This window comes from Rhizobium sp. H4 (genome assembly GCF_003013335.1).
GTDB lineage: Bacteria > Pseudomonadota > Alphaproteobacteria > Rhizobiales > Rhizobiaceae > Rhizobium > Rhizobium sophoriradicis.
Window position 1 is genome coordinate 382,243 of the sequence record NZ_PSOW01000002.1, and the last position, 21,037, is coordinate 403,279.

Annotated in this window: 20 protein-coding genes; 9 read left to right on the forward strand and 11 right to left on the reverse strand. The window is 62.4% G+C overall.

The window, feature by feature from the left end; translation table 11 throughout:
* The first annotated feature begins 5 nt into the window (after nucleotides 1-5).
* Genes C4N04_RS04620 through C4N04_RS04630 form a run of 3 tightly spaced genes read left to right on the forward strand, consistent with a single transcriptional unit; the run spans nucleotide 6 to nucleotide 3,516 of the window.
* On the forward strand, nucleotides 6-1,145 hold the full coding sequence (locus tag C4N04_RS04620; protein ID WP_199852443.1) for a PspA/IM30 family protein: 1,140 nt from the start codon (nucleotides 6-8) through the stop codon (nucleotides 1,143-1,145).
* A 5-nt stretch (nucleotides 1,146-1,150) separates the two neighbouring features.
* Entirely contained in the window at nucleotides 1,151-1,798 is a 648-nt protein-coding gene (locus C4N04_RS04625; RefSeq protein WP_106795510.1) for an OB-fold-containig protein, read from the forward strand.
* Nucleotides 1,795-3,516 (forward strand): flotillin domain-containing protein, encoded by a 1,722-nt coding sequence (locus tag C4N04_RS04630; protein ID WP_106795511.1) that lies wholly within the window; start codon nucleotides 1,795-1,797, stop codon nucleotides 3,514-3,516. Before C4N04_RS04625 ends, C4N04_RS04630 begins: the two co-directional genes overlap by 4 nt.
* Before the next feature lie 27 nt (nucleotides 3,517-3,543).
* Here C4N04_RS04630 and C4N04_RS04635 read toward each other — a convergent pair whose 3' ends face one another.
* The 8 genes from C4N04_RS04635 to C4N04_RS04670 all read right to left on the reverse strand — a co-directional run bounded on the left by C4N04_RS04635 (nucleotide 3,544) and on the right by C4N04_RS04670 (nucleotide 9,040).
* Nucleotides 3,544-4,284 (reverse strand): metallophosphoesterase family protein, encoded by a 741-nt coding sequence (locus C4N04_RS04635; RefSeq protein WP_096768951.1) that lies wholly within the window; start codon nucleotides 4,282-4,284, stop codon nucleotides 3,544-3,546.
* Nucleotides 4,285-4,641 (reverse strand): hydroxyisourate hydrolase, encoded by a 357-nt coding sequence (uraH, locus tag C4N04_RS04640; protein ID WP_096768950.1) that lies wholly within the window; start codon nucleotides 4,639-4,641, stop codon nucleotides 4,285-4,287. It lies immediately after the preceding gene.
* Nucleotides 4,638-5,138: an ureidoglycolate lyase gene (locus C4N04_RS04645; protein WP_096769064.1), complete on the reverse strand. Its 501-nt coding sequence runs from the start codon at nucleotides 5,136-5,138 to the stop codon at nucleotides 4,638-4,640. Before C4N04_RS04645 ends, uraH begins: the two co-directional genes overlap by 4 nt.
* A 5-nt stretch (nucleotides 5,139-5,143) precedes the next feature.
* Nucleotides 5,144-5,506: a HepT-like ribonuclease domain-containing protein gene (locus tag C4N04_RS04650; RefSeq protein WP_009988784.1), complete on the reverse strand. Its 363-nt coding sequence runs from the start codon at nucleotides 5,504-5,506 to the stop codon at nucleotides 5,144-5,146.
* On the reverse strand, nucleotides 5,503-6,003 hold the full coding sequence (gene uraD / locus C4N04_RS04655) for a 2-oxo-4-hydroxy-4-carboxy-5-ureidoimidazoline decarboxylase (protein WP_106795512.1): 501 nt from the start codon (nucleotides 6,001-6,003) through the stop codon (nucleotides 5,503-5,505). Before uraD ends, C4N04_RS04650 begins: the two co-directional genes overlap by 4 nt.
* Nucleotides 6,003-6,926: an allantoinase PuuE gene (puuE, locus tag C4N04_RS04660; protein ID WP_038690600.1), complete on the reverse strand. Its 924-nt coding sequence runs from the start codon at nucleotides 6,924-6,926 to the stop codon at nucleotides 6,003-6,005. The genes uraD and puuE overlap by 1 nt, the downstream gene beginning before the upstream one ends.
* Nucleotides 6,927-7,039: 113 nt before the next feature.
* Nucleotides 7,040-7,747, reverse strand: a complete 708-nt coding sequence (locus C4N04_RS04665; RefSeq protein WP_106795513.1) for a DUF1045 domain-containing protein — start codon at nucleotides 7,745-7,747, stop codon at nucleotides 7,040-7,042.
* Between the two features lie 114 nt (nucleotides 7,748-7,861).
* Nucleotides 7,862-9,040: an FAD-binding oxidoreductase gene (locus C4N04_RS04670; RefSeq protein WP_106795514.1), complete on the reverse strand. Its 1,179-nt coding sequence runs from the start codon at nucleotides 9,038-9,040 to the stop codon at nucleotides 7,862-7,864.
* On the opposite strand from C4N04_RS04670, the gene mnmD reads away from it, so the two are divergent.
* Together mnmD and C4N04_RS04680 are read left to right on the forward strand one after the other, a co-directional pair.
* Nucleotides 9,039-9,767, forward strand: coding sequence for a tRNA (5-methylaminomethyl-2-thiouridine)(34)-methyltransferase MnmD (gene mnmD, locus C4N04_RS04675; protein WP_106795515.1), 729 nt, complete (start codon nucleotides 9,039-9,041; stop codon nucleotides 9,765-9,767). The genes C4N04_RS04670 and mnmD overlap by 2 nt on opposite strands.
* A 71-nt stretch (nucleotides 9,768-9,838) precedes the next feature.
* Nucleotides 9,839-10,033, forward strand: coding sequence for a type II toxin-antitoxin system ParD family antitoxin (locus C4N04_RS04680; RefSeq protein ID WP_106795516.1), 195 nt, complete (start codon nucleotides 9,839-9,841; stop codon nucleotides 10,031-10,033).
* Nucleotides 10,034-10,053: 20 nt separating this feature from the next.
* Here C4N04_RS04680 and C4N04_RS04685 read toward each other — a convergent pair whose 3' ends face one another.
* Entirely contained in the window at nucleotides 10,054-13,464 is a 3,411-nt protein-coding gene (locus C4N04_RS04685) for a response regulator (RefSeq protein WP_106795517.1), read from the reverse strand.
* A gap of 340 nt (nucleotides 13,465-13,804) precedes the next feature.
* Here C4N04_RS04685 and C4N04_RS04690 point away from each other — a divergent pair, with 340 nt between their 5' ends.
* A complete protein-coding gene (locus C4N04_RS04690) occupies nucleotides 13,805-14,113 on the forward strand; it encodes a hypothetical protein (protein WP_106795518.1) in 309 nt (102 codons plus the stop codon).
* Nucleotides 14,114-14,232: 119 nt separating this feature from the next.
* Here the strand turns inward: C4N04_RS04690 and C4N04_RS04695 are convergent, their stop codons facing one another.
* Entirely contained in the window at nucleotides 14,233-15,618 is a 1,386-nt protein-coding gene (locus tag C4N04_RS04695; RefSeq protein ID WP_106795519.1) for an MFS transporter, read from the reverse strand.
* 196 nt (nucleotides 15,619-15,814) lie between these two features.
* On the reverse strand, nucleotides 15,815-16,762 hold the full coding sequence (locus C4N04_RS04700) for a dihydrodipicolinate synthase family protein (protein WP_199852444.1): 948 nt from the start codon (nucleotides 16,760-16,762) through the stop codon (nucleotides 15,815-15,817).
* A gap of 162 nt (nucleotides 16,763-16,924) precedes the next feature.
* On the opposite strand from C4N04_RS04700, the gene C4N04_RS04705 reads away from it, so the two are divergent.
* The 3 genes from C4N04_RS04705 to C4N04_RS04715 all read left to right on the forward strand — a co-directional run bounded on the left by C4N04_RS04705 (nucleotide 16,925) and on the right by C4N04_RS04715 (nucleotide 21,006).
* Entirely contained in the window at nucleotides 16,925-17,953 is a 1,029-nt protein-coding gene (locus C4N04_RS04705) for a LacI family DNA-binding transcriptional regulator (RefSeq protein ID WP_106795520.1), read from the forward strand.
* A 20-nt stretch (nucleotides 17,954-17,973) separates the two neighbouring features.
* Complete coding sequence (locus tag C4N04_RS04710; protein WP_106795521.1) at nucleotides 17,974-19,089, forward strand: DNA alkylation repair protein; 1,116 nt, start codon at nucleotides 17,974-17,976, stop codon at nucleotides 19,087-19,089.
* A gap of 246 nt (nucleotides 19,090-19,335) precedes the next feature.
* Nucleotides 19,336-21,006 (forward strand): DEAD/DEAH box helicase, encoded by a 1,671-nt coding sequence (locus C4N04_RS04715; protein ID WP_106795522.1) that lies wholly within the window; start codon nucleotides 19,336-19,338, stop codon nucleotides 21,004-21,006.
* Nucleotides 21,007-21,037: the final 31 nt, after the last annotated feature.

Genomic DNA, 21,037 nt, shown 5'->3' on the forward strand with positions numbered 1-21,037 from the left:
TGTCCATGGCATCCACGAGCAAAACATCGCATCCCTCACTTTTGCGCTACATGCTGGCGCCTGACGATCAGGCCCGGCAGGCGCTCGACGACACCATTGTCGCCTATCGCAGGATGAACGACATCCTGACCGATCTCATCGACGACAAAGCGGGCGCCAATCTCGTCGTCCTGCATGATCTCGCCTATGAAACCGTTCGCGAGCAGACGGGCCTGCCAGCCCGGCTGGTGACGCTCGGCCTTCGTGATTTCGCCGCCAACAGGGGCGTCATCCCGGAACCGCTGCAGCTGCCGCTCGACGACAAGCTCTTCGCCATCAAAGGCCCCTCGGACCTGACCATCGCCACGGTGCACGGACGCCTTGCCGTGCCCTTCGATGTTGCCGGTTACTCCAGGGGATGGGAGAGTATTTTTCCCGCATACCTTGTAGCGAACCATGATCGCTACGAGATTAACATCGGCGTCACGCCGAATTCCGCTCGGATGGAGGAAAACATGACGAATGAAGGCATTCTTTCACGCATGGGTCGCCTGATCGCGGGTATCGCGAACGCAGCGATCGATAAAGCGGAAGGCGTCAACAAGATCGCGGTGATCGAACAGGCGATCCGCGAGATCGATGCGGCTGCGGAGGAAGCCCGCACCGACCTCGGCAAGGCACGCGCCGAGGAATACCGCATCCAGAGCCGCAAGGACGAAATCGTCGAAGACATGAATGCGCTCGATGAGAAGATCCGCCTCGCGGTCTCCTCCGGGCGCGACGATCTGGCAAAGGCCGGCGTCGCCCGTCAGATCGATCTCGAATCCCAGATCGCCGCGCTCGACAAGGCGCTGGCCGATGCGAGCGAGCAGGTGGACGAGGGCCAGAAAGCCTTGCAGGCGGTGCTCGCCACGCGCCGCGAGGCCGACGCTCGCCTGGCCGATTTCAAGCGCAGCATCGCCAGGCACCCCGAAGAGGCTCTCGCCGGCCACAACAGACCGACGCCGGGCGCGGATGCCGCCCGCGCCGCCGCGGCGGTCTCACGTCTGACCGGCGTTCCATCAGCCGAAAACGCCCATAGTTCCGAACTGGACGAACTCGACCGATTGCACCGCGAGCAGGCGATCGAAGCCCGCCTTGCGCGTTTCAAGGCGGATAACCGGTAAATCAGATGGGACTTTTTCTCGCTCCTGAATGCCTTCCTTTTGCGATCGCCGCCGCCGTGCTTGCCGGCCTGACCGTGATCGAGATGCTCGCGACCGTCATGGGTTTTTCGATCACGGAGCTTCTCGGAAAACCGGATCTCCACGGCCATGACGGCATTGCCGGCTACCTCTCCTGGCTTAATGTCGGCGGCGTTCCCCTGCTTATTCTCCTGATGATGGCGCTCGGCTTCTTCGCCATTGCCGGCTTTGCGGTACAGGCGGTCGCCGGCGCTTTCTGGGCCCCGTTGCCCGCTACTGTCGCCGTCGTTCCCGCCTTGGCGGTCACCTTCCCCATGATCAGGGCATCGAGCCGGACGGTGGCGCGGATCGTCCCGCACGACGAGACTTATGCCGTCGATCTCGATACGCTCATCGGCCGCACCGGAGAAGTGTCGCTCGGCCCGCTCGATCAGGGACTGCCCGGTCGCATCCGGATCAAGGACCAACACGGGAACTGGCATGTTCTGAGAGCCAAGGCTGCCAAGGGCCAGGACCCGCTGAAGATCGGCACGCACGTTCTCCTCGTCGATCGCAAGGCTGATGTGTTTATCGCCATTCCCGCACTCGCCGATCCGGCCGGAGCGGACAATCAATCTTTCAGGGAGCAGCCATGATGTACGACATTCTTCTACCGGCCGGCATTAGCATCGTTCTGATCTTCGGCATCGGCTTTGTCCTCGCCTCTCTCTACACGCGCTCCAGCCGTGACGAGGCCTATGTCCGCACCGGTCTCGGCGGTCAGAAAGTCGTGCTCGACGGCGGCTCCGTCGTCCTGCCGATCTTCCACTCGATTGCCAGGGTGAACCTGAAGACGCTGCGCCTCGAAGTCCGCCGCGGCGAAGGTGATGCGCTGATCACCAAGGACCGCATGCGCGTCGATATCGGCGCTGAATTCTATGTGCGCGTGAAACCCGACGGCTCCTCGATCGCGCTTGCCGCGCAGACGCTCGGCAGCCGCACCAACGATGCCGAGGCGCTGCGCATCCTGATCGAAGCTAAATTCGTCGACGGCCTGCGCTCGGTGGCGGCGACAATGAACCTCGACGCGTTGCAGGAGCAGCGCATGGATTTCGTCAAGGCGGTGCAGGAAGCCGTCGGCGCCGATCTCCAGTCGAACGGTCTCGAGCTCGAATCCGTGTCGCTGACCCGCCTCGACCAGACCGATATCAAGCATTTCAACGCCAACAACTTCTTCGACGCGCAGGGTCTGGCGGCACTGACGCGCATCACCGAGAGCCGCAAGAAGGAGCGCAACGAGATCGTCCGCGACACCGAAGTCGCCATTGCCCAGAAGGACCTCGAGGCTCGCCAGCAGTCGCTCGCCATCGAACGGACGAAACGCGAGGCCGAACTCAGCCAGGAACGCGACATCGCCAACAAATCCGCCGCGACGCGCGCCGAAACCGCCCAGCAGGAGCAGGCGGCAAAACGCGCCGAAGAGGAAGCCCGTATCGCCTCCGAACAGGCGATCGCCGAACGCGAGGCAGCCGCCAAGCAGGCGCGCGAAAGCGCGAACATCGATGCGGCCCGCGCCGTCCAGCAGCGCGATACCGAAGCCAAGCGCGACCTTCAGATCGTCGCCCAGGAGAGCGCCATCGCCGTTGCCAACAAGAGCCGGGAAGAATCCGAGGCGAAGGCGGCGGCCGAAACGGCCCGCGCCACCGCGATCGCTGCAGAGGAAAAGGTCGGTACCGCCAAGGCAATCGAGATCGCCGAGCGCGAAAAGCAGATTGCCGTGATCGACGCACGCAAGAAAGCCGAAACCGAAGCGACCGCCGTGACCGTCGGCGCCGAGGCCGAGAAGCAGGCCGCGATCGACCAGGCGGAAGCCATCAAGACGCTCGCGACCGCAGAAGCGGACGCGGCGATCATCAAGGCCAAGGGCATTCTCGAAACCGGCCGGGCTCAGGCCGAAAGCGAGGCCTTGCTCAACGAGGCCCGCAACAAGCTCAGCCAGACCATCATCGAGTTCGAAATCACCCGCGAGCGCATCCGCATCATTCCCGAAGCGCTGGCCGAGGCGGTCAAGCCGATCGAGAAGATCTCCGACATCAGGATCTTCGACACCGGCGGCATGCTCGGCCGCGGCGGCGCGAACGGCGACAGCGGTATCGGCATGGGTGACGGCCTGGCGGGTCAGTTGCTCGCCTACCAGGCCAACAAGCCGATCCTCGACAAGCTGTTGAAGGAGGCGGGCTTCGAAGGCGATAATGCGATCTCATCCCTGCTTGGCAATCTCGACAGCGCCAAGCCCGCGGCCCCACACGTCGTTCCGGCCGCACCCGGCGCCCCCGCGCAGGCGGCTATCGCCGCTGCACCTCCGAAGGAGTAATCCGCTATCGCGCGCGAAGGCGGCCGGCTACCGCAGCCAGCCGGTCGCCAGCGCACTCGCCCAGTCTGGCCGGCGGTTTTGAGCCGCCAGTCTCGACATCGCAAGATTGTCATAGGCGACGTTGCGGAACTGCCAGGTCCATCCCGCAGGCGTCTTTTCCAGAATCGCATAACCGGCCAGCGGATGGCCGGCTTCGACCCTGTGGTAGCAGGGCTGATCGTCGTCATAGGCAGGGCAGCCGACGCTGCCGGGGTTGACGATCAGCCGGCCGTCGGAGAGACGGACGGCGCGAGGAATGTGCGTGTGCCCGCAAAGGATCAGCGGCAGGTCTATGCCCTCAGCCAACGCCTCGATCGCTTCGATCGGCTTTGGGAAAACGATACCGTCCGGCGAGACTGACTCCAGCCAGTAGAAGTTGTCGTCTTTCGGCGTTGCATGGCAGAGATACGCCTCGCCGCGATAGACGGCATCGAATGGCAGGCTGCGCAGCCAGTCGAGCTGGGGTGGCGACAACTGCCGATAGGCGGCGGCATCCGAGGCATGCATGGAAGCCGGATCCTGCTCAATGAGATAGCGGTCGTGGTTGCCGCGCACCGACGTCAGGTCGAGCGGCATCAGCAGATCCGCCGTCCGGCCGGCCTCCAGCGGCCCGCTGAAGACATCGCCGAGATTGACGACCTCCTCGATGCCTTCGGCGCGAATATCCGCAAGCACCGCCTCGAGCGCCAGATGGTTGCCGTGGATATCGGCGATCGCGGCAAATCTCATCTAGCTGCCTCGATAGGTGGAATAACCATAGGGCGAGATCAGCAGCGGCACATGGTAATGCGCCGTGACGTCGGCAATGCCGAAACGGATCGGCACCAGATCGAGGAAGGCAGGATGCGGAAGGGCCGTGCCGCAGGCCCTGAGATAATCGCCGGCGTGGAAGACCAGCTCATAAATCCCCACGCGGAAATGTTCGCCTGATAGCATCGGCCCGCCGTCGACCCGGCCGTCGGCATTGGTCTTGACCGTCTTCAAATGCCTGCGGATCTCGCCCTCGAGCTGGAAAAGGTCGATCCTGAGGCCTGCTGCCGGCTTGCCGAGGGCGGTGTCGAGAACATGCGTGGTCAGTCCGGTCATGGGGCTGGCTCTTTGATGACAAAGGGGGTTTCGAAGAAGAATTCTTCCAGATTGTTGCCTGGTCCGTCGCGATCGACGACCAGGAAATCGGAGGGCTGGCCAAGCGCCATCAGCGGATGATGCCAGACATTGCGGCGGTAATTCACCCCCTGGTCCCCGCGCGCGCGAAAGACCTGCGGCCGGCCGGGGCGCCCGCCTTCATCCTCTGAAACGACGACGAGGAAGGGCCGGCCGGAAAGCGGCGAGAAGCTCTGGCTGCCGAAAGGATGACGCTCCATCATATCGACATCATAGGGAAAGCTGCGCGGCTGGCCGCGAAACAGATTTATGATGACGCGCGCGCCCTCGCCCGCCGCCTCGGCTGCGGCCAGCGCATGAAAACGCTCGGTCGTGCCGCCATTGATGAGCCGCATCGAGGCTGGATCGGCTTCGATCACCTCGCCGAACGGGGCGAAGGTCGATCTGGTCAATGGACGGATGTCGAGAAATTCGGGCAACGGCTTCACTCGCCTTCGGCATGCCAGTGACGAATGGCATCGATCTCGACAAGAAGTTCCGGCAGCGTGCGATAGGTTGCCTCCCAGATGTCGGAGGGATCGAGGGCGAAGACGTCTTCGAGGATACGGTTGCCGGTGCCGCAGATTTTCGTCCACGGCAAAGTGGGATGCTCGGTGGCAAATTCCGGATGGGCTACAAGCAGGCGGGATGCAGCCGCGCCGATGGTGAAGTGGCAGAAGGCAACGGCCTTGAAAGTGAGATTGTCCTCGGCGAAGGCCGCCTCATCCATTCCGCCGACAAAATACAATGCTTCGGCGGCCGCCTTCTGCATTTCATTGAGATAGTCGATAGCACGCGGCTCGCTCATTCACCCTCCGGCAACATCGATGTCAGGCGCAGCAGTGCGATCCGTTCGACCTGCGCCGTTGCGGTCGCGAATTCTTCATCCGGGCCATTGCCGATCCGGGTCTCGAAGGCCGAAAGGATGTCGTCCTTGCCGAGCCCTTTGACGGCGATGATGAAGGGAAAACCGAATTTTTCGACATAGGCCGCATTGAGTTCGCTGAAGCGGGCATGCTCGGCCGGGCTCAGCCGGTCGAGACCGGCTCCCGACTGCTCCTTGCGGCTGTCCTCGGTGAGTTCGCCTGCGACCGCCAGGCGCCCGGCGAGATCCGGATGGGCTCGGAGCACGCCGAGACGCTCTTCCTTGCTTGCAGCGCGGAAGACGGCGGCAAGCGCCGCATGCACACCTGATGCCGTCAGCGGCTCTACCACGCTGCCGTTGTCATAAGCACGCTCGGCGATGAAAGGCGAATGCTCGAAGACGCCGCCGAAGCGGGAAACGAAATCGTCGCGCGACAGCATCAGAGCGCGTCCGGCTGATGGTGCTTGTGCCAATGTTCGGCAATCTCGATGCGGCGCGGAATCCAGACCTTGTCGTGCTTCAGCACATATTCGATGAAGCGCTTCAGCGCCGCCGCCCGACCGGGTCGTCCGACGAGGCGGCAATGCAGGCCGACCGACATCATCTTCGGGCTGCCCGCCTTGCCTTCCTCGTAAAGCGTGTCGAAGGCATCCTTCAGATAGGTGAAGAACTGATCGCCGGCGTTGAAACCCTGCGGCGTGGCAAAACGCATGTCGTTGGTTTCAAGCGTATAGGGAACGATCAGGAAAGGTTTGCCGTCGACGCCCTTAACCCAGTACGGCAGGTCGTCGGCATAGGAATCAGAGGAATAGAGGAAACCGCCCTCCTCCTGCACCAGCCGAAGCGTATTGTCGGAGGGCTTGCCCTGATACATGCCGTAGGGCCGCTCGCCGGTCAGTTCGGTGTGCAGACGCACGGCTTCGAGAATATGCTTGCGCTCGAGATCCTCGGGGAAATCCTTGTATTCCAGCCAGCGATAGCCGTGGCTGGCAATCTCCCAGCCGGCCTCCTTCATCGCCGCGACGGCTTCCGGGTTGCGGGCCATCGCCAGCGTCACGCCGTAGACGGTCGCCTGCACCTTGAGATCGGTAAACATCCGCCAGAGCCGCCAGAAGCCGGCCCGCGAGCCATATTCGTAGATCGATTCCATGTTGAGATTACGCTGTCCCGGCCAGGCAGCCGCGCCGACGATCTCCGACAGCAGGTTTTCGGACGCGGGATCGCCGTCGAGAATCGAGCTCTCGCCGCCCTCCTCGTAATTGATGACAAACTGCACGGCGACGCATGCCTCTTCGGGCCACTTCGGGTCGGGCGTCTGGCGCCCATAACCGACGAGATTGCGCGGATAAGTCTCGGATACCATCAAATCACCTTCTGAAAGGACGGGGAACGGTATCATCCGCAGCCGGAATGTCGAGACGGAAACTGCGCGGCAGAATTTATCTTTTCTCCACAATCACTTAGATTGAAGCATCGTCAGGCGATCCTGCGCGCACTGACCTTGCCCATGGGGTGCAGCGAGTGGACGCGGAAGGGACCGCCAGTGCCCTCTTCGATCATCAATGCCACGTTCGAAACCATCACCGGCTCCTTCAGGGCGGGCTCGAAGATCGTTCGCAGCGCCGCTTCGATGCGGGGCATGTCGATCGCGTTGATCGAGCCTGTCACCGGCATATGGAAGCGGAACTCGTCCATGACATAAGGATTGCCCCAACGATGCAGATTGGCGAACTGCGCCGCCGATAATCCATCCGGATCGCTGCGCTCGATGTCGGCTTCGCTCAGCGGCGCGCGGTAGCGATCGAACTCCTGGACGATTGCCGAAGCCAGATACTGGATCTGCTGACAAGGAGCGCTCGGCATCAGGCTATAGAAACTGCCGAGCCGGGCAATTTCCAGACGTGAAATCTGGAAGGGAGCGAATGTCCCGGCAAAACGCATGAGATCGCGCAGGAGTTGCGATTCGGACATATCTGCGGACAGATGGAACGGCGCTTTCAGAACGCCGTGGAAACCATAACGCCGCGGCACCGCGGTATGAAAGGCGATCTCGTGAATGCCGAGGCCGCGGACGGCCGGAGGCTCCAGCATATCGCCCGAATATACGTTTCGACCAAGCCAATTGGCGGCTACGAGCGACAGCGGGTCGCTCGCCGGAGGCGTGAAGCAAATGGCATAGCGCATGCAATTTCCTCCATCAAGGAAGTGAGCGCCGATGAAATTGGGCGCTGCCGATGCGCAAGCAGATAGGTGATTTGCATGACAGAATAACGAAACGCAGCTGTATCCAATTCGCGTTTAACGTGAAGCCACAGCGATATGGCTTGAAATCGCAAAGCTTTCCGGCAGCAAAAAACCGCAATCTGTATCGCCTGCGATACAAACCGCCGCTTCCGCCAGCCGGTGCGCTAGGCCGAAGCTGACCTTGAAACCGCCGGTCAACGCGATCAGACTGGGATGGTCGGGATGGCGACCGATCATTGGATCGCGGTCGATCGCTTTCGGCCGAAGCCCGGCCCAGCGTTCGACAACCGGCGCATTGCGAAGCGCCGGGGCAATGCCCCGCGCCATCTCGATCAGCCCATCGAGCTGAGCGTCGGTCGACGCGGGGTCATCGAAACGGTTCTCGCTGGTGCTGCCGATCGCCGCATATCCGCCCTCATGCGCGACGATGTAAAGCCCGTCGAGGAAGATCGTCGGCAAGGCCGGATCGATATCGGCTTTCAGCAGCGCCGCCTGTCCCTTCACCGGTTGGCCGAGCGGCTGTTTCAGCCCTGGTGTCAGCGCATCGAGCAACGGGAAAGACTGGTGGCCGGCAGCCAGCATGCAGCGATCGAAAACGACGCTTTCGCCGCCGATCGCGGCCGTGCCGCTATCGGGATCGAGGCCGGCAACCGTTGCATGTTCGAGGATGTGCACATGTTTTGCCCGCCGCAGGAAAGCGGCGAGCGCCGCGATCAGCAAGCGGGGTGCGACGCGGCCGGCGAGCGTATCGTGCACGAAGCCGCTCCCGCCCGCAGAGTCCTCGACCCAGCCGCTGACCGGCGGACTGTCGAGCACATGCCAATGAAAGCGGCGTGCACCGGCCTGCCAATGGCGCTCGGCGTCCTCGCAATGCCCCTGTGCTATCTTGTTAAGATGCGGCTTCGGCAACGGAATCAGCCGTCCCGACCTGATGTAACCGGCCGAGAGCCCGGTCTCGGCTTCCAGCGCTGCAATCTCGGCTTCAAGCGAGACCAGCGCATCGAACTGGAACTGCTTCTTCTCGGACCATCGGTCCGGCATATGCGGCATCAGCGCGCCAAGCAGGCCGCCGCTCGCGCCTCCGCCCAATCTGCCGGCGTCGGCAATGACCGTGCCGATGCCGCGACGCTCGGCATGGACGGCCGCCCAAAGGCCCATGATGCCGCCGCCGACGATCAGCAATTCGCAGGATGATTGACCTGAGACCGGCTGAGGACTATCGGCTTTTCCCATGACAGACGTGAACCCTGATCAGATTGGCGCGGGCGCGCCGCAGCCGCTCGAATGGCGCGACGGCGATATGCCCTATTCCACCGCCTTTGGCGATCATTTTTATTGCCAGACGGATGGCCGGCTGGAATGCGGCCATGTCTTCCTCGCCGGCAACGGCCTGCCGGAGCGATGGAACGGGGGGCAGACATTCGTGATCGGCGAACTCGGCTTCGGCACCGGCCTGAACTTCGCCGAGACCTGGCGGCAATGGAAGCAGCATCGCGCAGCCGGCCAGCATCTGCATTTCATCTCCTTCGAACTCCATCCGATGCGCGGCGACGAGATCTGCCGAGCGCTGTCGCACTGGCCGGAGATCGATACTGAGCGCGAAGCGCTGACGGCGGCCTGGCCGCAGATGGCCGATGGGACAGTTTCGCTCGACCTTGACGACCAGACGCGGCTCAGCGTCGTCTGCGGCCCGGCCCTCGATGGCGTCATGGCGGCGAAGCCGGGCTTCGACGCCTGGTATCTCGACGGCTTCGCCCCGTCGCGCAACGGCGACATGTGGTCGGAGGAGCTGATGCGTGAGGTCAACGAAAAGACCGTCGCCGGCGGCACCTTCGCGACCTATGCCGCGGCCGGCTTCGTGCGCCGCAATCTCATCGCCGCCGGCCTTGCCGTGGAACGCCGCAAAGGCTTCGCCGGTAAGCGCGAAATGCTCTGCGGTGTGAAGGCGCCCGTCAGGTAGGGTACCGGCCACATGAACTGGTATTGCGAAGGTCAATGCTTTGCGCAACAGTTTCCAACGGAGGAACGATTATGGCAAACAGCGTAAGCCTTGAGCAGCAAGTTGGAAACTATGTCGACCAAGACGTGGATCCGGGTCAGGAGAAGCGGCTGGAGGCGCTCGATCTTGCAATCGATCAAGGGATTGCCGACGCGGATGCAGGCCGCATCAAGCCCATCGGCGATATTGCCTCGCGTCTTGCGGCCAAATACGGCGTCCGTTCGTAATTATTCTGCTGCCCCCTAAATCAGTAGCTCGTACGTCCCGGCTGCTGGTCGTCCTTGTCGAGCCATTGCCGAATCTTCTCTTCCAGCAGTTCGGGGCTGATCGGCTTCGACATATAATCGTCCATGCCGGCGTCGAGGCAGAGTTCCCGGTCGCTTTCCAGCGCATGGGCGGTGACGCCGATGATCGGTACCCGGTGCCCCTGCCCCTTTTCCCTTTCGCGGATCGTCCGGGTCGCCTCATGGCCGTTCATGACGGGCATCGAGACATCCATCATGATGATGCGCGGCACGTGGCTTTCCCAGGCAGCAACTGCCTCCTGCCCGTTATTGACGACAAGGAAGGAAAGCCCCGTTCCCTGCAGGATCTGGGTGAAGACGATCTGGTTGACCTCGTTGTCTTCGGCGACGAGCACGTCGACGAATGCAGCCACGCGCTGCTGCGGCGCAGGCACAGGTGCCGACGGGGCCGGTTCGGCCTGCAACCCGGTGATTTCGGCCTGCGAAGCCTGCTTCACACGCCGGGCGCGAACCACCTCGACGACGGTGTTGCGCAGCACGTTGGCGCGTGCCGGCTTCATCAGATGCGCCTGGCCGTTCAGCGCTGCGAATTCCTTTTCCGTGCCCGAAATATCCATCGACGTCAGGAAGATGATCGGCAGCTCGGCGAAGCGGGGATCGGCGCGCAGCCGGCGGGCGACATCGGCGCCGTTCATGCCGGGCATGTGATAGTCGAGGATGACGGCATCGACGGTGACGCCGAGATCGGCCGCCGCCTCCAGGATCGCAAGGCCGGTGCCGCCGCCCTCGGCAGCGACGCCGTCGAAGCCCCAGAGCGACAGCTGCTCGGTGAGGATGCGCCGGTTCACCTCATTGTCGTCGACGACGAGGATACGCGCACCCTGCACGTTGATCGGCAGAGGCTTCGGTTCCAGGCGGGCGGCCGCCACCGCGAAGGGCAGGTTGACGGTGAAGACCGAGCCCTTGCCCCATTCGCTATCGACATTGATATATCCGCCGAAGAGATCGACGAGCCCGGCAGTGATCGCAAGCCCGAGCCCCGTTCCCTCATGCCGGCGGGTCGAGGAGGCGTCGACCTGCGAGAACTTGTCGAAGACCGTTTCGAGCTTTTCGGCCGGGATGCCGATACCGGTATCCTCGATGCGGATGCTCGCCATGATCTCGCCACCGGCTGCCGCTTCGAAGCCGACATCGACGAAGACATGGCCGCGCTCGGTGAACTTGACGGCATTGCCGACGAGATTGGTGACGATCTGGCGGAAGCGGCCGGCATCGCCGATCACGGCGGCGGGCAGATCGGGTGCGGCCCGCACCAGCAGTTCGATGTTCTTTTCGGCGGCATGCGAGGAGAGAAGCGTCGCCACATCCTCTACCGCTTCGGTGAGATCGAAAGCCGCCTTGCGCAGCGTCATCTGTCCGGCATCGATCTTCGAGAAATCGAGAATGTCGTTGATGATCGTCAGCAGCGCATTGCCCGACTTGACGATGATATCGATGAAGGTTTTCTGGCGCGTATCGAGATTGGTCTTGGCCAGCAGCTCCGCCATGCCGAGCACGCCGTTCATCGGCGTGCGGATCTCATGGCTCATATTGGCGAGGAATTCGGATTTGGCGCGGTCGGCGGCTTCGGCGCGCGACAGCAGCTCACGCAATTCGCTCTCACGACTCTTGAGCTCGGTGACATCGGTAAACAGCGCCACCCAATGCTGCCCGGTGCTGACCGTCGCATCCATATTCACCCAGCGCTCGCCGGCGACATGGAAGACGGTGGAGATCGGTTGCCTTGCCGCGATATTGGCGCGCCAGCCCTCCAGGATTTCGGCCGCCGCATCATGAAAATCGCCGCGCGCCGCGCAGAATTCGAACATGCCGAGCCAGCCCTGGCCGGCCGCGATGTAATGGGGCGGGATCTGCAGGATATCGGCCATCGCCTCGTTGGACATCTTGATGATGCCGTCCTGGACGATGGCAAGCCCTTGCGACATGGCGTGCGTCGCATCGCGCATCATTTCGCCGACCCGCTCGAGCGCGGCGCGGGTCTCGTGAATTTCCTTCTCCCGCTCGCGCACCGCCGAAATATCGGCATAGGTCAGCAGGATGCGATCGTTGGAAATGCGCCGGCTGTCGAAAATGACGGATTTGCCGCCCGCCCAGCCGACCTCGATCGGCTCCGGCTCCTCGGCTTCGAACAAGTGCTTGCGAAAGGCATAGAGCTCTTCCGGCGTCCGTGTTCCGTCGTAGCGCCCGAGCTCGTAGTTCCGGCGAATGACATCGATGAAGGGGCGCCCGTCGAAACGATCCTCGCGCGGCAGCTCCCAGATGCTGTAAAATTCGTCGTTGACGTAGAGAATCCGATGGTCGTTATCGAGGATCAGCACGCCGATCGGCAGCGAACGTAGGATGCTCTCGATATCCCGATGCAGCACTTCTTCCTGTTTGCGCGAGGCGATCAGCGCCTTCTCGCGCTCCTTGAGCGGCGAGATGTCGGAAAAGGAGCCGACGACATAGGTGCGCCCATCCGCCGTGATGACGCGGTTGACGCGCGAGATGACGGGATAGACGTGGCCGCCCTTGCTCGGCATCTCGCTCTCGAGCTCCACCGAAATGCCATCCCTGAGCGCCAGCAGGTTTTCCTGGTAGATCGGCTCAGCACCTTCGGGCCCGAACATCTCGTGTTCGGTCATTCCCAGATACTCGGAGCGGGCGCGGCCGCTGAAGGTCTCGTAATATTTGTTGGCATAGATCAGGCGATGCTTGTCGTCGCGTACGAAGACGGCAACCGGCAGATCTTCCAGCACGGTGCGCAGCGCATCGAGTTCGCTGACGCTTTCACCCCAGGCCGAATCGCCGGCAGGTGGCTCGGGACGTGCGCCCTCGCGATGGGCGTCGTTGACAACCAGCGGACGGCCGTCCGCGGCGAAGATGCCGATCGGATGATCGAGCTTTTCCAGTGCCTCACGCACCTGGGCAAGATCGGCGGCTGACCGAGGGTCGCTTACGATCCCGGAATCGTTTACAGTCTGAGGACTGCCGCCGATCCCCTTGTTGCCGTGGGCGCGGCGCTCGCGGGGTTCGAAGATCCCGAGCACATAGATCCGCTCTGGCGACGGCGAGAAACTTTCGATCTGGATGCGCTCATGATTGAGGCTCGCCGCGTCGAAGCAGATGGCGTTTTCCTCGGTGCCGAATACCAGCGCGCGACGTTCCTTGTCCTCACGATCCTCTTCCTCTGGGCGATCGAAGAGTTCGCGGCTGCGCCTGCCGATGAAGTCGGAAATCTCGCGGCCGAGGAACTCCGCATACGCCTCGTTGACCGCGACATAGCGCAACTCGCTGTTCTTGACATAGGCCGGGGTGTCCAGATCGGCGATCCGGCGGCAAGCCAATTCCAGTATGTCCCCGGCTGATTTCAAGAAATTGTCGCTCCCGCAATGAATGAAATATCAACGAGAAAAACTATAACGCCAAGGCGTTTAACAAGGTTTTAACCATAAATTTGCGCGGTGGAATTTTACACGCCGGCTCAAGTGGGCTGAAATACCTGCGATCGGCAGTCCGGGCTCAATGGAAACCATAAGGACGTACCATCGGGACGCTCCGACAAGGTCCGATCAGTGCCTTGTCACGTCGGCAGCCGTTGAAATCATGACGAAAATTTAATGCGGCAAGCGCTTGCGCGGCCATCGCTCCGCCGCGATCAGGGCAGAGTCTCGCCATGGCTTTATAGAAGCCAGTCTAGATAAGGAAGTTAACATGTCCGTTCTTCATAAGACCATGGCGACGGGCCTGATTGCGCTGACCTTTGCCGGCGCCTCGCTCGCCACTGCCACCACCGCCGATGCCCGTCCGCGCGATGCCTTCTGGGGCGGCCTTGCCGCCGGCGTCGTCGGCGGCGCTCTGCTGTCGGAAGCCGCTCGCCCCGCCTACCCCGTTTATCCGGCTTACCCTGTTTATCGTCCCTATCCCGTCTACCGGACCTATTACCGGCCGCACTATTGCCATATCGAATGGCGGCACGATCGCTGGGGCGAGCCCTATCGCGTCAAGGTTTGCCCCGAATAGAGAAAACCGCATTCCGGAGCTGTCTAACATCCCCGGCGGCGCCGGTTTGCTAGTTACGACGAGCTGATCTGGCGGGCTTTCACCCGCCAGATTGATCGTTTGCACCGGAGTTGTATTCGTTACGGAGAAAGCTCCTCCAGAACGCGCCTCTTGGTTTCTACGGCAAACAGCATCGTGACGATCGCCCCGACAATCAGGATGGCTGCGAAACTCGCGAAGACATATTGGATGCCCAGGGAAGACATCAGCGTGCCGACGATGATCGGGCCGGTCGACGAACCAAGGCGAAGCCAGGCGCTGCCGGTTCCTGTTCCGAGCGCCCTGAGGCGCGTCGGGTAGATTTCCGCCGAATAGAGATAGAGCGAGAAAGTGACGGTCTGGACGATGGCATAGGCAAGTCCGCCAAGCACCAGAACCTGAATGGCGGAGGTTGCGCCGAGCCATGCGAGCACCAGAAGCGGCAGCGGAGCCAGAAGCAGCGCGCCGGTGTACCAGCGCTTGCGCCCCACCTTGTCGATGAGCAGCGCGCAGATGACGGCGGCGATCACGCCTCCGATCGACGTCAGGAATCCATAGAAGATGCTCGTTTGCAGCGGAAGGTTGAAGACCTGCCGGTAGAGCGTCGGCAGCCATGTAATCGTGCCGTTGGCGACCGTATAGGCAGTAAACCACATGGCCCAGATGGAGAGCGTCCGCTTCAGGTAAATGCCCTGGAAGAGCTCCCGCCAGTCGGATGTGCGACGGACGGGCGCCTGGACTCGCTTCGGTTCAGGCAGCTCCTTGCCGGCTGCGCGAGCACTCTCTTCCATACGGCTGACGATGGCGTCGGCTTCTTCGTAGCGACCGTTTGCGGCTAGCCAGCGCGGCGACTCCTTCAGGAACCAGCGCAACGGGATCATCAGGACCGCGGGAACGAGGCCGACGACGAACATCGCCTTCCAGCCGTAGACCGGCACCATGAAGTAGCCGATCAGCCCGGCGCCGACCAGGCCGAGCAGGAACATGACCTCGTAGAGAAGGAAGAACTTGCCGCGCCCCTTCGATCCGATCAGCTCATTGATATAGGCGCTGGCGACAGGCACCTCACCGCCCGTGCCGATCCCCTGGACGAACCGGAAGGCCATCATCATGCCGGCGCCGGCGGCAAACAGGCAGGCGACATCCATGCTGACGAAGAGCAGGATCGTGAACAGAAGAACTTTCAGCCGGCCGATCTTTTCGGCGATCCAGCCGAACAGGACGGCGCCGATCAATTGGCCGAGATAGCCCATCGACAGGATCATGCCGGTCTGTGAGGGGCTGAGCCCCCACTCGCGCACGAGCACGGGCATGGCATAAGCAATGGCGATCACTGTATAGCCGTCGAAAAAAGTGGCTGCGCCGATGATATTGCGCGCCCAGAAGACCTCGCGGGTGATGGGAAGACGCTCCAGGCGAGCGCTGATTTCGGCCTGTTGATCAGCGGCATCCGCCGCCTCGGCCGGCATAGGCTTCATGATATTCATTGGTTCCTCCTTCTCGCCCCGTGGCTACCACTCTCCCGGCCAGGGGCGCTCCTGTTCAATGTTTATTGCTGCGTGTCAGCTTGTCCTGTCAGTGCAATGGGCTTCAAAAGGAAATGCCATCTTCGGCAAAGGCTGCTTTCCACCGGCCTCCCATCGGAATGACGCTCCTGCGGCATGCGCAGGAGCGTCGACTGCATCACTCGGCAGCCAGGAGCTGGTCGACGCGGCCGATGCCGGCGGCGTCGAAGGCGGCAAAGATTTCCGCTTCGGCCTTTTCGCCAAGGTCTTTCAGCGGCTCGCGGATCGTCGCATGATCGAGCATACCGCGATGCACGAGGCCGAGTTTGAGCGCCACGGTGCCTTCCATGTGGGAGCCGCGGTGATAGACGGCCCGCGTCACCGGCAGAAGGCGTTCGAAAATCTTCCGGGCCTCCGGATAGTTCTGCGCCTTGCCCGCCTTGATCAAGTCGATCAGTAGTTCCGGCGCGATATTGCCGTAGCCGACCAGCAGGCCGTCGACGTCGAACATGGTCGGCAGCAGCCATTCGTCGTGGCAGCTCAGAACCTGAAGATTGGGGTTGGCCTTCTTCAGTTCCGGAATCTCGACGTACCAGCGCTTCATATTGCGCACGCCGTTCTTGGTAGCGACGACGCCTTCCTGCGTGGCGATCGCCAGCTGCGTCTCGAGATCATAGGATGCCTTGGTGGCGTCAGGATATTGGAACAGGATGCACTGCAGGCCGGATTCCTGCCAGATCGCCTTGTAGCGATCCTGGGGAGCGCCCTTCTGAAAGCCGAAGCGCAGCCAGCCATGGTTGGGATAGACCAGCGCACCGGTGGCGCCGGCGGCCTTGCACTTTTTCGCCTCTTCGGCAGCAACCCTGGTACCTTCACCGGTAATCCCGGCAATGATCGGCACGGCGCCGTCGACCGCCTCGACATAGGTGCGGATAAGAGCAAGGCGCTCTTCCTCGGTAAGGAAAGTGCCTTCGCCGGCATGGCCTAGAATGACGAGGCTTTTGACGCCTTCCATCGAAACCAGCCATTTGGCGATCTTTGTGTTGGCCTTGTGATCGACTTCGCCGTCGCGAGTGAAGGCGGTAACGGGCGCCGGGCTCAGCCCGCGCAGATCCATCGGTTGCATCTTGATCTCCGCCTTTGCGATCGCTACTCATTCACGATTAGCGACGGGATCGTTAGTGGGAACGTTCCCACTATCGTTCTCGAATTCTCTGGAGTCAATTCTTTTTTTGGTGCATGTTCGCAAACGGCGCCCGACTACCGCGACTCGAACGGAAAAGCTTTAATGAATGCAAAGGCGGACGAAATCCCCGGTCAAAGCCGCGTCACCATTCTTGACGTGGCTGCCGCAGCCGGCGTTTCCAAATCCACCGTATCCCGCATCCTGGACGAGCGGCTTCCCCGCTCCGACAGCGAGACCGCTCGGCGCGTTCGCAAGGTGGCTGAAGAGCTTGGCTATGTCAGGGACGTTTCGGCAGCGAGCCTCAGACGCGGCAACACCATGACGGTCGGCGTGATCGTGCCGAGGCTGACGGATACGGTCATGGCCATGCTTTACGAAGCGCTCGCGAAAGCCTGCGGCCGTACCGGCCGCTTCGCTATTGTCGCCACCACCGACGACAAGCCGAAGGCCGACCGGCTTGCCGCCGAGTCTCTGCTGAGACGCGGCGTCGATGGACTGATCCTTTCCACGGCGCGGGAAGACGACGACTTTCCTGACGAGCTGGCGAGACGCGGTGTTCCCTATGTGCTGGCGCTGCGAACCGACGGCCACAGCCTCTCCTCGGTCGGCGATGACAGGCTGGGCGGCTACCTCGCCGCGCGCCACCTGCTCGACCTCGGCCATCGCAGGATCGGCGTCATTGCCGGCCCGTCCTATGCCTCCAGTTCGCGAGGCCGCGTGGAGGGTTTCAGCCAAGCATTCAAAGAAGCGGGACTGGCTGTGGATCCCTCGTGCATCATCCCCTCGACATTCGGCATCGAGTCCGGCGCCGTAGCCGTCGAGACGCTGATGAACCTCAGCCCACGCCCGACCGCTATTTTTGCCGTCAACGACAATACCGCCATCGGCGCCTTGTCGGGGTTGACCAAACTTGGCCTTTCCGTACCGCAGGATATTTCGATCGTCGGTTACAACGACATCCCGATCGTCAGCCATCTCCCCACACCGCTCACCACGTTGCGTGTGCCGTTCGAGCAGATCGCTGCAAATGCTCTTGATCTCCTTGCGGGTGATGGCGGTTCCGTCGACGACCGCATCCGGATTTCGGCTCCGACACTCATTCCCAGGAAATCGACAGCGCCGCTGCGCTGAAAGATCGCGAGAGGATCAGCATGCCGGAACCACTCAAGAACCTGCTGCATGCGGCGCTGGTCGGCGATATGGCAGACCGCATCGCCGCCAATGCGCCGGCCTTCGACGAGGAGCGTTTCATGCGGTTGGCGACCGATGGGCTCGATTCGCTGGAGCTGATGGAACGTTCGACGCTGATCCGCGACGCGCTGTTTGCCACCCTTCCCGACGATTTTATCGAAGCAGCCGCCATCCTGAAGGCAAGCCTGCCTGCATCAGGCAGACACGGGCTGACAGGCTGGATGCTGCTGCCGGTCAACCAGTTCATCGCTGCGCGCGGCCCCGATCATTTCGAGCTTGGCCTCGATCTCCTCAAGGCGCTGACGCCGCATTTCACCGCCGAATTCGGTATCCGTCCTTTCATCCATTGCGACCAGCAGCGCGCGCTCGCGGTCATCTCCGGCTGGGTCGATGATCCCGACCAGCATGTGCGCCGGCTGGCTAGCGAGGGAACGCGGCCGCGTCTGCCCTGGGCCATGCGCCTGCCGCAGCTCGTCAAGGATCCCGCGCCAATCCTGCCGATCCTGACCGCGCTGATGGACGATCCGGAAGATTATGTGCGCCGCTCCGTTGCCAATAGCCTGAACGATATCGCCAAGGATCATCCGGATCTGGTCGCCGCCTTCATAGCCGGCCATATCCAGGGGGCCTCCACCGAACGCCGCCGGCTGCTGAAACATGCCTCGCGCACGCTCCTGAAGAAGGGCCATGCTCAGGCGCTCGCCAATTTCGGCTTCAGCGCATCCGCGTCGCTCGAATGTGAACTGCGCCTCATCAACGGCGAGGTAATGTTCGGTGAAGGGCTGGATTTCGCAATCCGGGTGACTAATGCCGGTAAGGCCGCGCAATCGGTGATGATCGACTACGCCATCCACCATGTGAAGGCTGACGGTTCGCTGTCACCGAAAGTCTTCAAGTGCAAGACGATCATGCTTGCGCCCGGGCAGAGCCAGGCGATCGAGCGCCGCCACGCCATGCGGCCGATCACGACACGGCGCTATTATCCCGGGCAGCACCGCATCGCCATCCTCGTCAACGGCGCTGAAAGCGCGTCGGAAAGCTTCATCCTGAAAATGCCGTCGCCCAACCCGGGCTAAGGCTTTTTGTGCGCTGCACTTGACTTTCCACGCGAATTAGCCCAAATGCGGCTCAGCTTTCACCCTTCCGGCCGCCGCGTGAGCGTGCCCCTGCTAAAAAATACGAAACGCAGGAAGAAGGGACAAAAGCGCATTTCGATAGAGGCCGACACTCCCATTAGCGGCCAGAAGCGCTGGAAAGCTTTTTCCAACTCACAAGTTCCCACTTCACGCGGGGTTCTTGACGCCAGAATGAAACCGGATCGCATGGTGCGTTCCGGCCATAGTCGTTGTGGCGCCCCGAAAGGTTATGCCTTGACTAATTTTGAATCGCTTGGTGTCTCCAAGCCGATCGTCGCCACCTTGTTCCAGCTCGGCATCGAAACGCCGACGCCGATCCAGGAACAGGCCATCCCCCTCCTCCTCCAGGGCCGAGACCTGATCGGTCTTGCCCAGACCGGCACCGGCAAGACCGCCGCCTTCGGCCTGCCGCTTATCGAAAAGCTGCTTGCCGACGAGCGTCGCCCCGACAACCGCACGACGCGGACGCTGATCCTGGCACCGACCCGCGAGCTGGTGAACCAGATCGCCGAAAACCTGAAGAAATTCATCCGCAAGTCGCATCTGCGCGTCAATGTCGTCGTCGGCGGCGTCTCGATCAACAAGCAGCAACTGCAGCTGGAAAAGGGCACCGATGTCCTGGTCGCTACCCCGGGCCGCCTGCTCGATCTCGTCAATCGCCGCGCCATCACCCTGACCACGGTACGTTATCTCGTTCTCGATGAAGCCGACCAGATGCTCGATCTCGGCTTCGTGCACGATCTGCGCAAGATCGCCAAGCTGGTGCCGAAGAAGCGCCAGACGATGCTGTTTTCGGCCACCATGCCGAAGGCGATCGCCGATCTCGCCGGCGAATATCTCGTCGATCCCATCAAGGTCGAAGTCACGCCTCCGGGCAAGGCTGCCGACAAGGTCGAGCAGTATGTGCATTTCGTCGCCGGCAAGAACGACAAGACCGAACTGCTGCGCAAGTCGCTGACCGAAAACCCCGACGGCCGAGCCATCGTCTTCCTGCGCACCAAGCACGGCGCCGAGAAGCTGATGAAGCATCTCGACAATATCGGCTATTCCGTCGCCTCGATCCATGGCAACAAGAGCCAGGGCCAGCGCGAGCGGGCGCTGAAGGCCTTCCGTGACGGCAGCATCAAGACGCTGATCGCCACCGACGTTGCCGCCCGCGGTATCGACATTCCTGCCGTCAGCCACGTCTACAACTATGACCTGCCCGAAGTGCCCGACGCTTACGTTCATCGCATCGGCCGCACCGCGCGCGCCGGCCGCGACGGCATCGCCATTGCCTTCTGCGCCCCTGACGAAGCCAAGCTGCTGCGCGATATCGAGCGCCTGATGGGCATCGACATCGCAATCGCAAGCGGCGAGGCGCCGGCAAATATCGGCAGCAGCGGCCCCCGCCGCGGCAACGGCAATGGCAACAACCGCAATCGCGGTGGCGGCCAGGGTCGTGGTGAGGGTCGCGGCGAAGGCCGTGGCGATGCCAACCGCTCGGAGCATCGCGGCAGCCGCCAGGAACGCCGCCCGCGTCCCGAGCGGACCGGCCGCAACGAGAATTTCCGCGGCCAGCGCCGCGGCGAAGCGGCCCCGGACCTCGGCCCCGACAACGACCTGGTCTCGACCTCCGACTTCCGCCCCTCGGCAAAGCCGCAGCGGCCCGCGCATGGCGCCCATGCCAATGGCGAGCCGAGCGGTCATCACCGCGGCAACGGCCGCCATGCCCACGGCCGCCCGGCCCGCAAGCACGGTGAAGATCGCGGTCAGCACCAGGCCCAGGGCGGCGAACCGCGCCGCGAGGGCAATGGCGGCAACCGCCGCGGCGGCTCTGGCTCCCGCAATGGCGGCCAGCGCCGCGAACGCGCCTGATCAGCGGTTGATTAAAAAGTGCAAAGGCCGG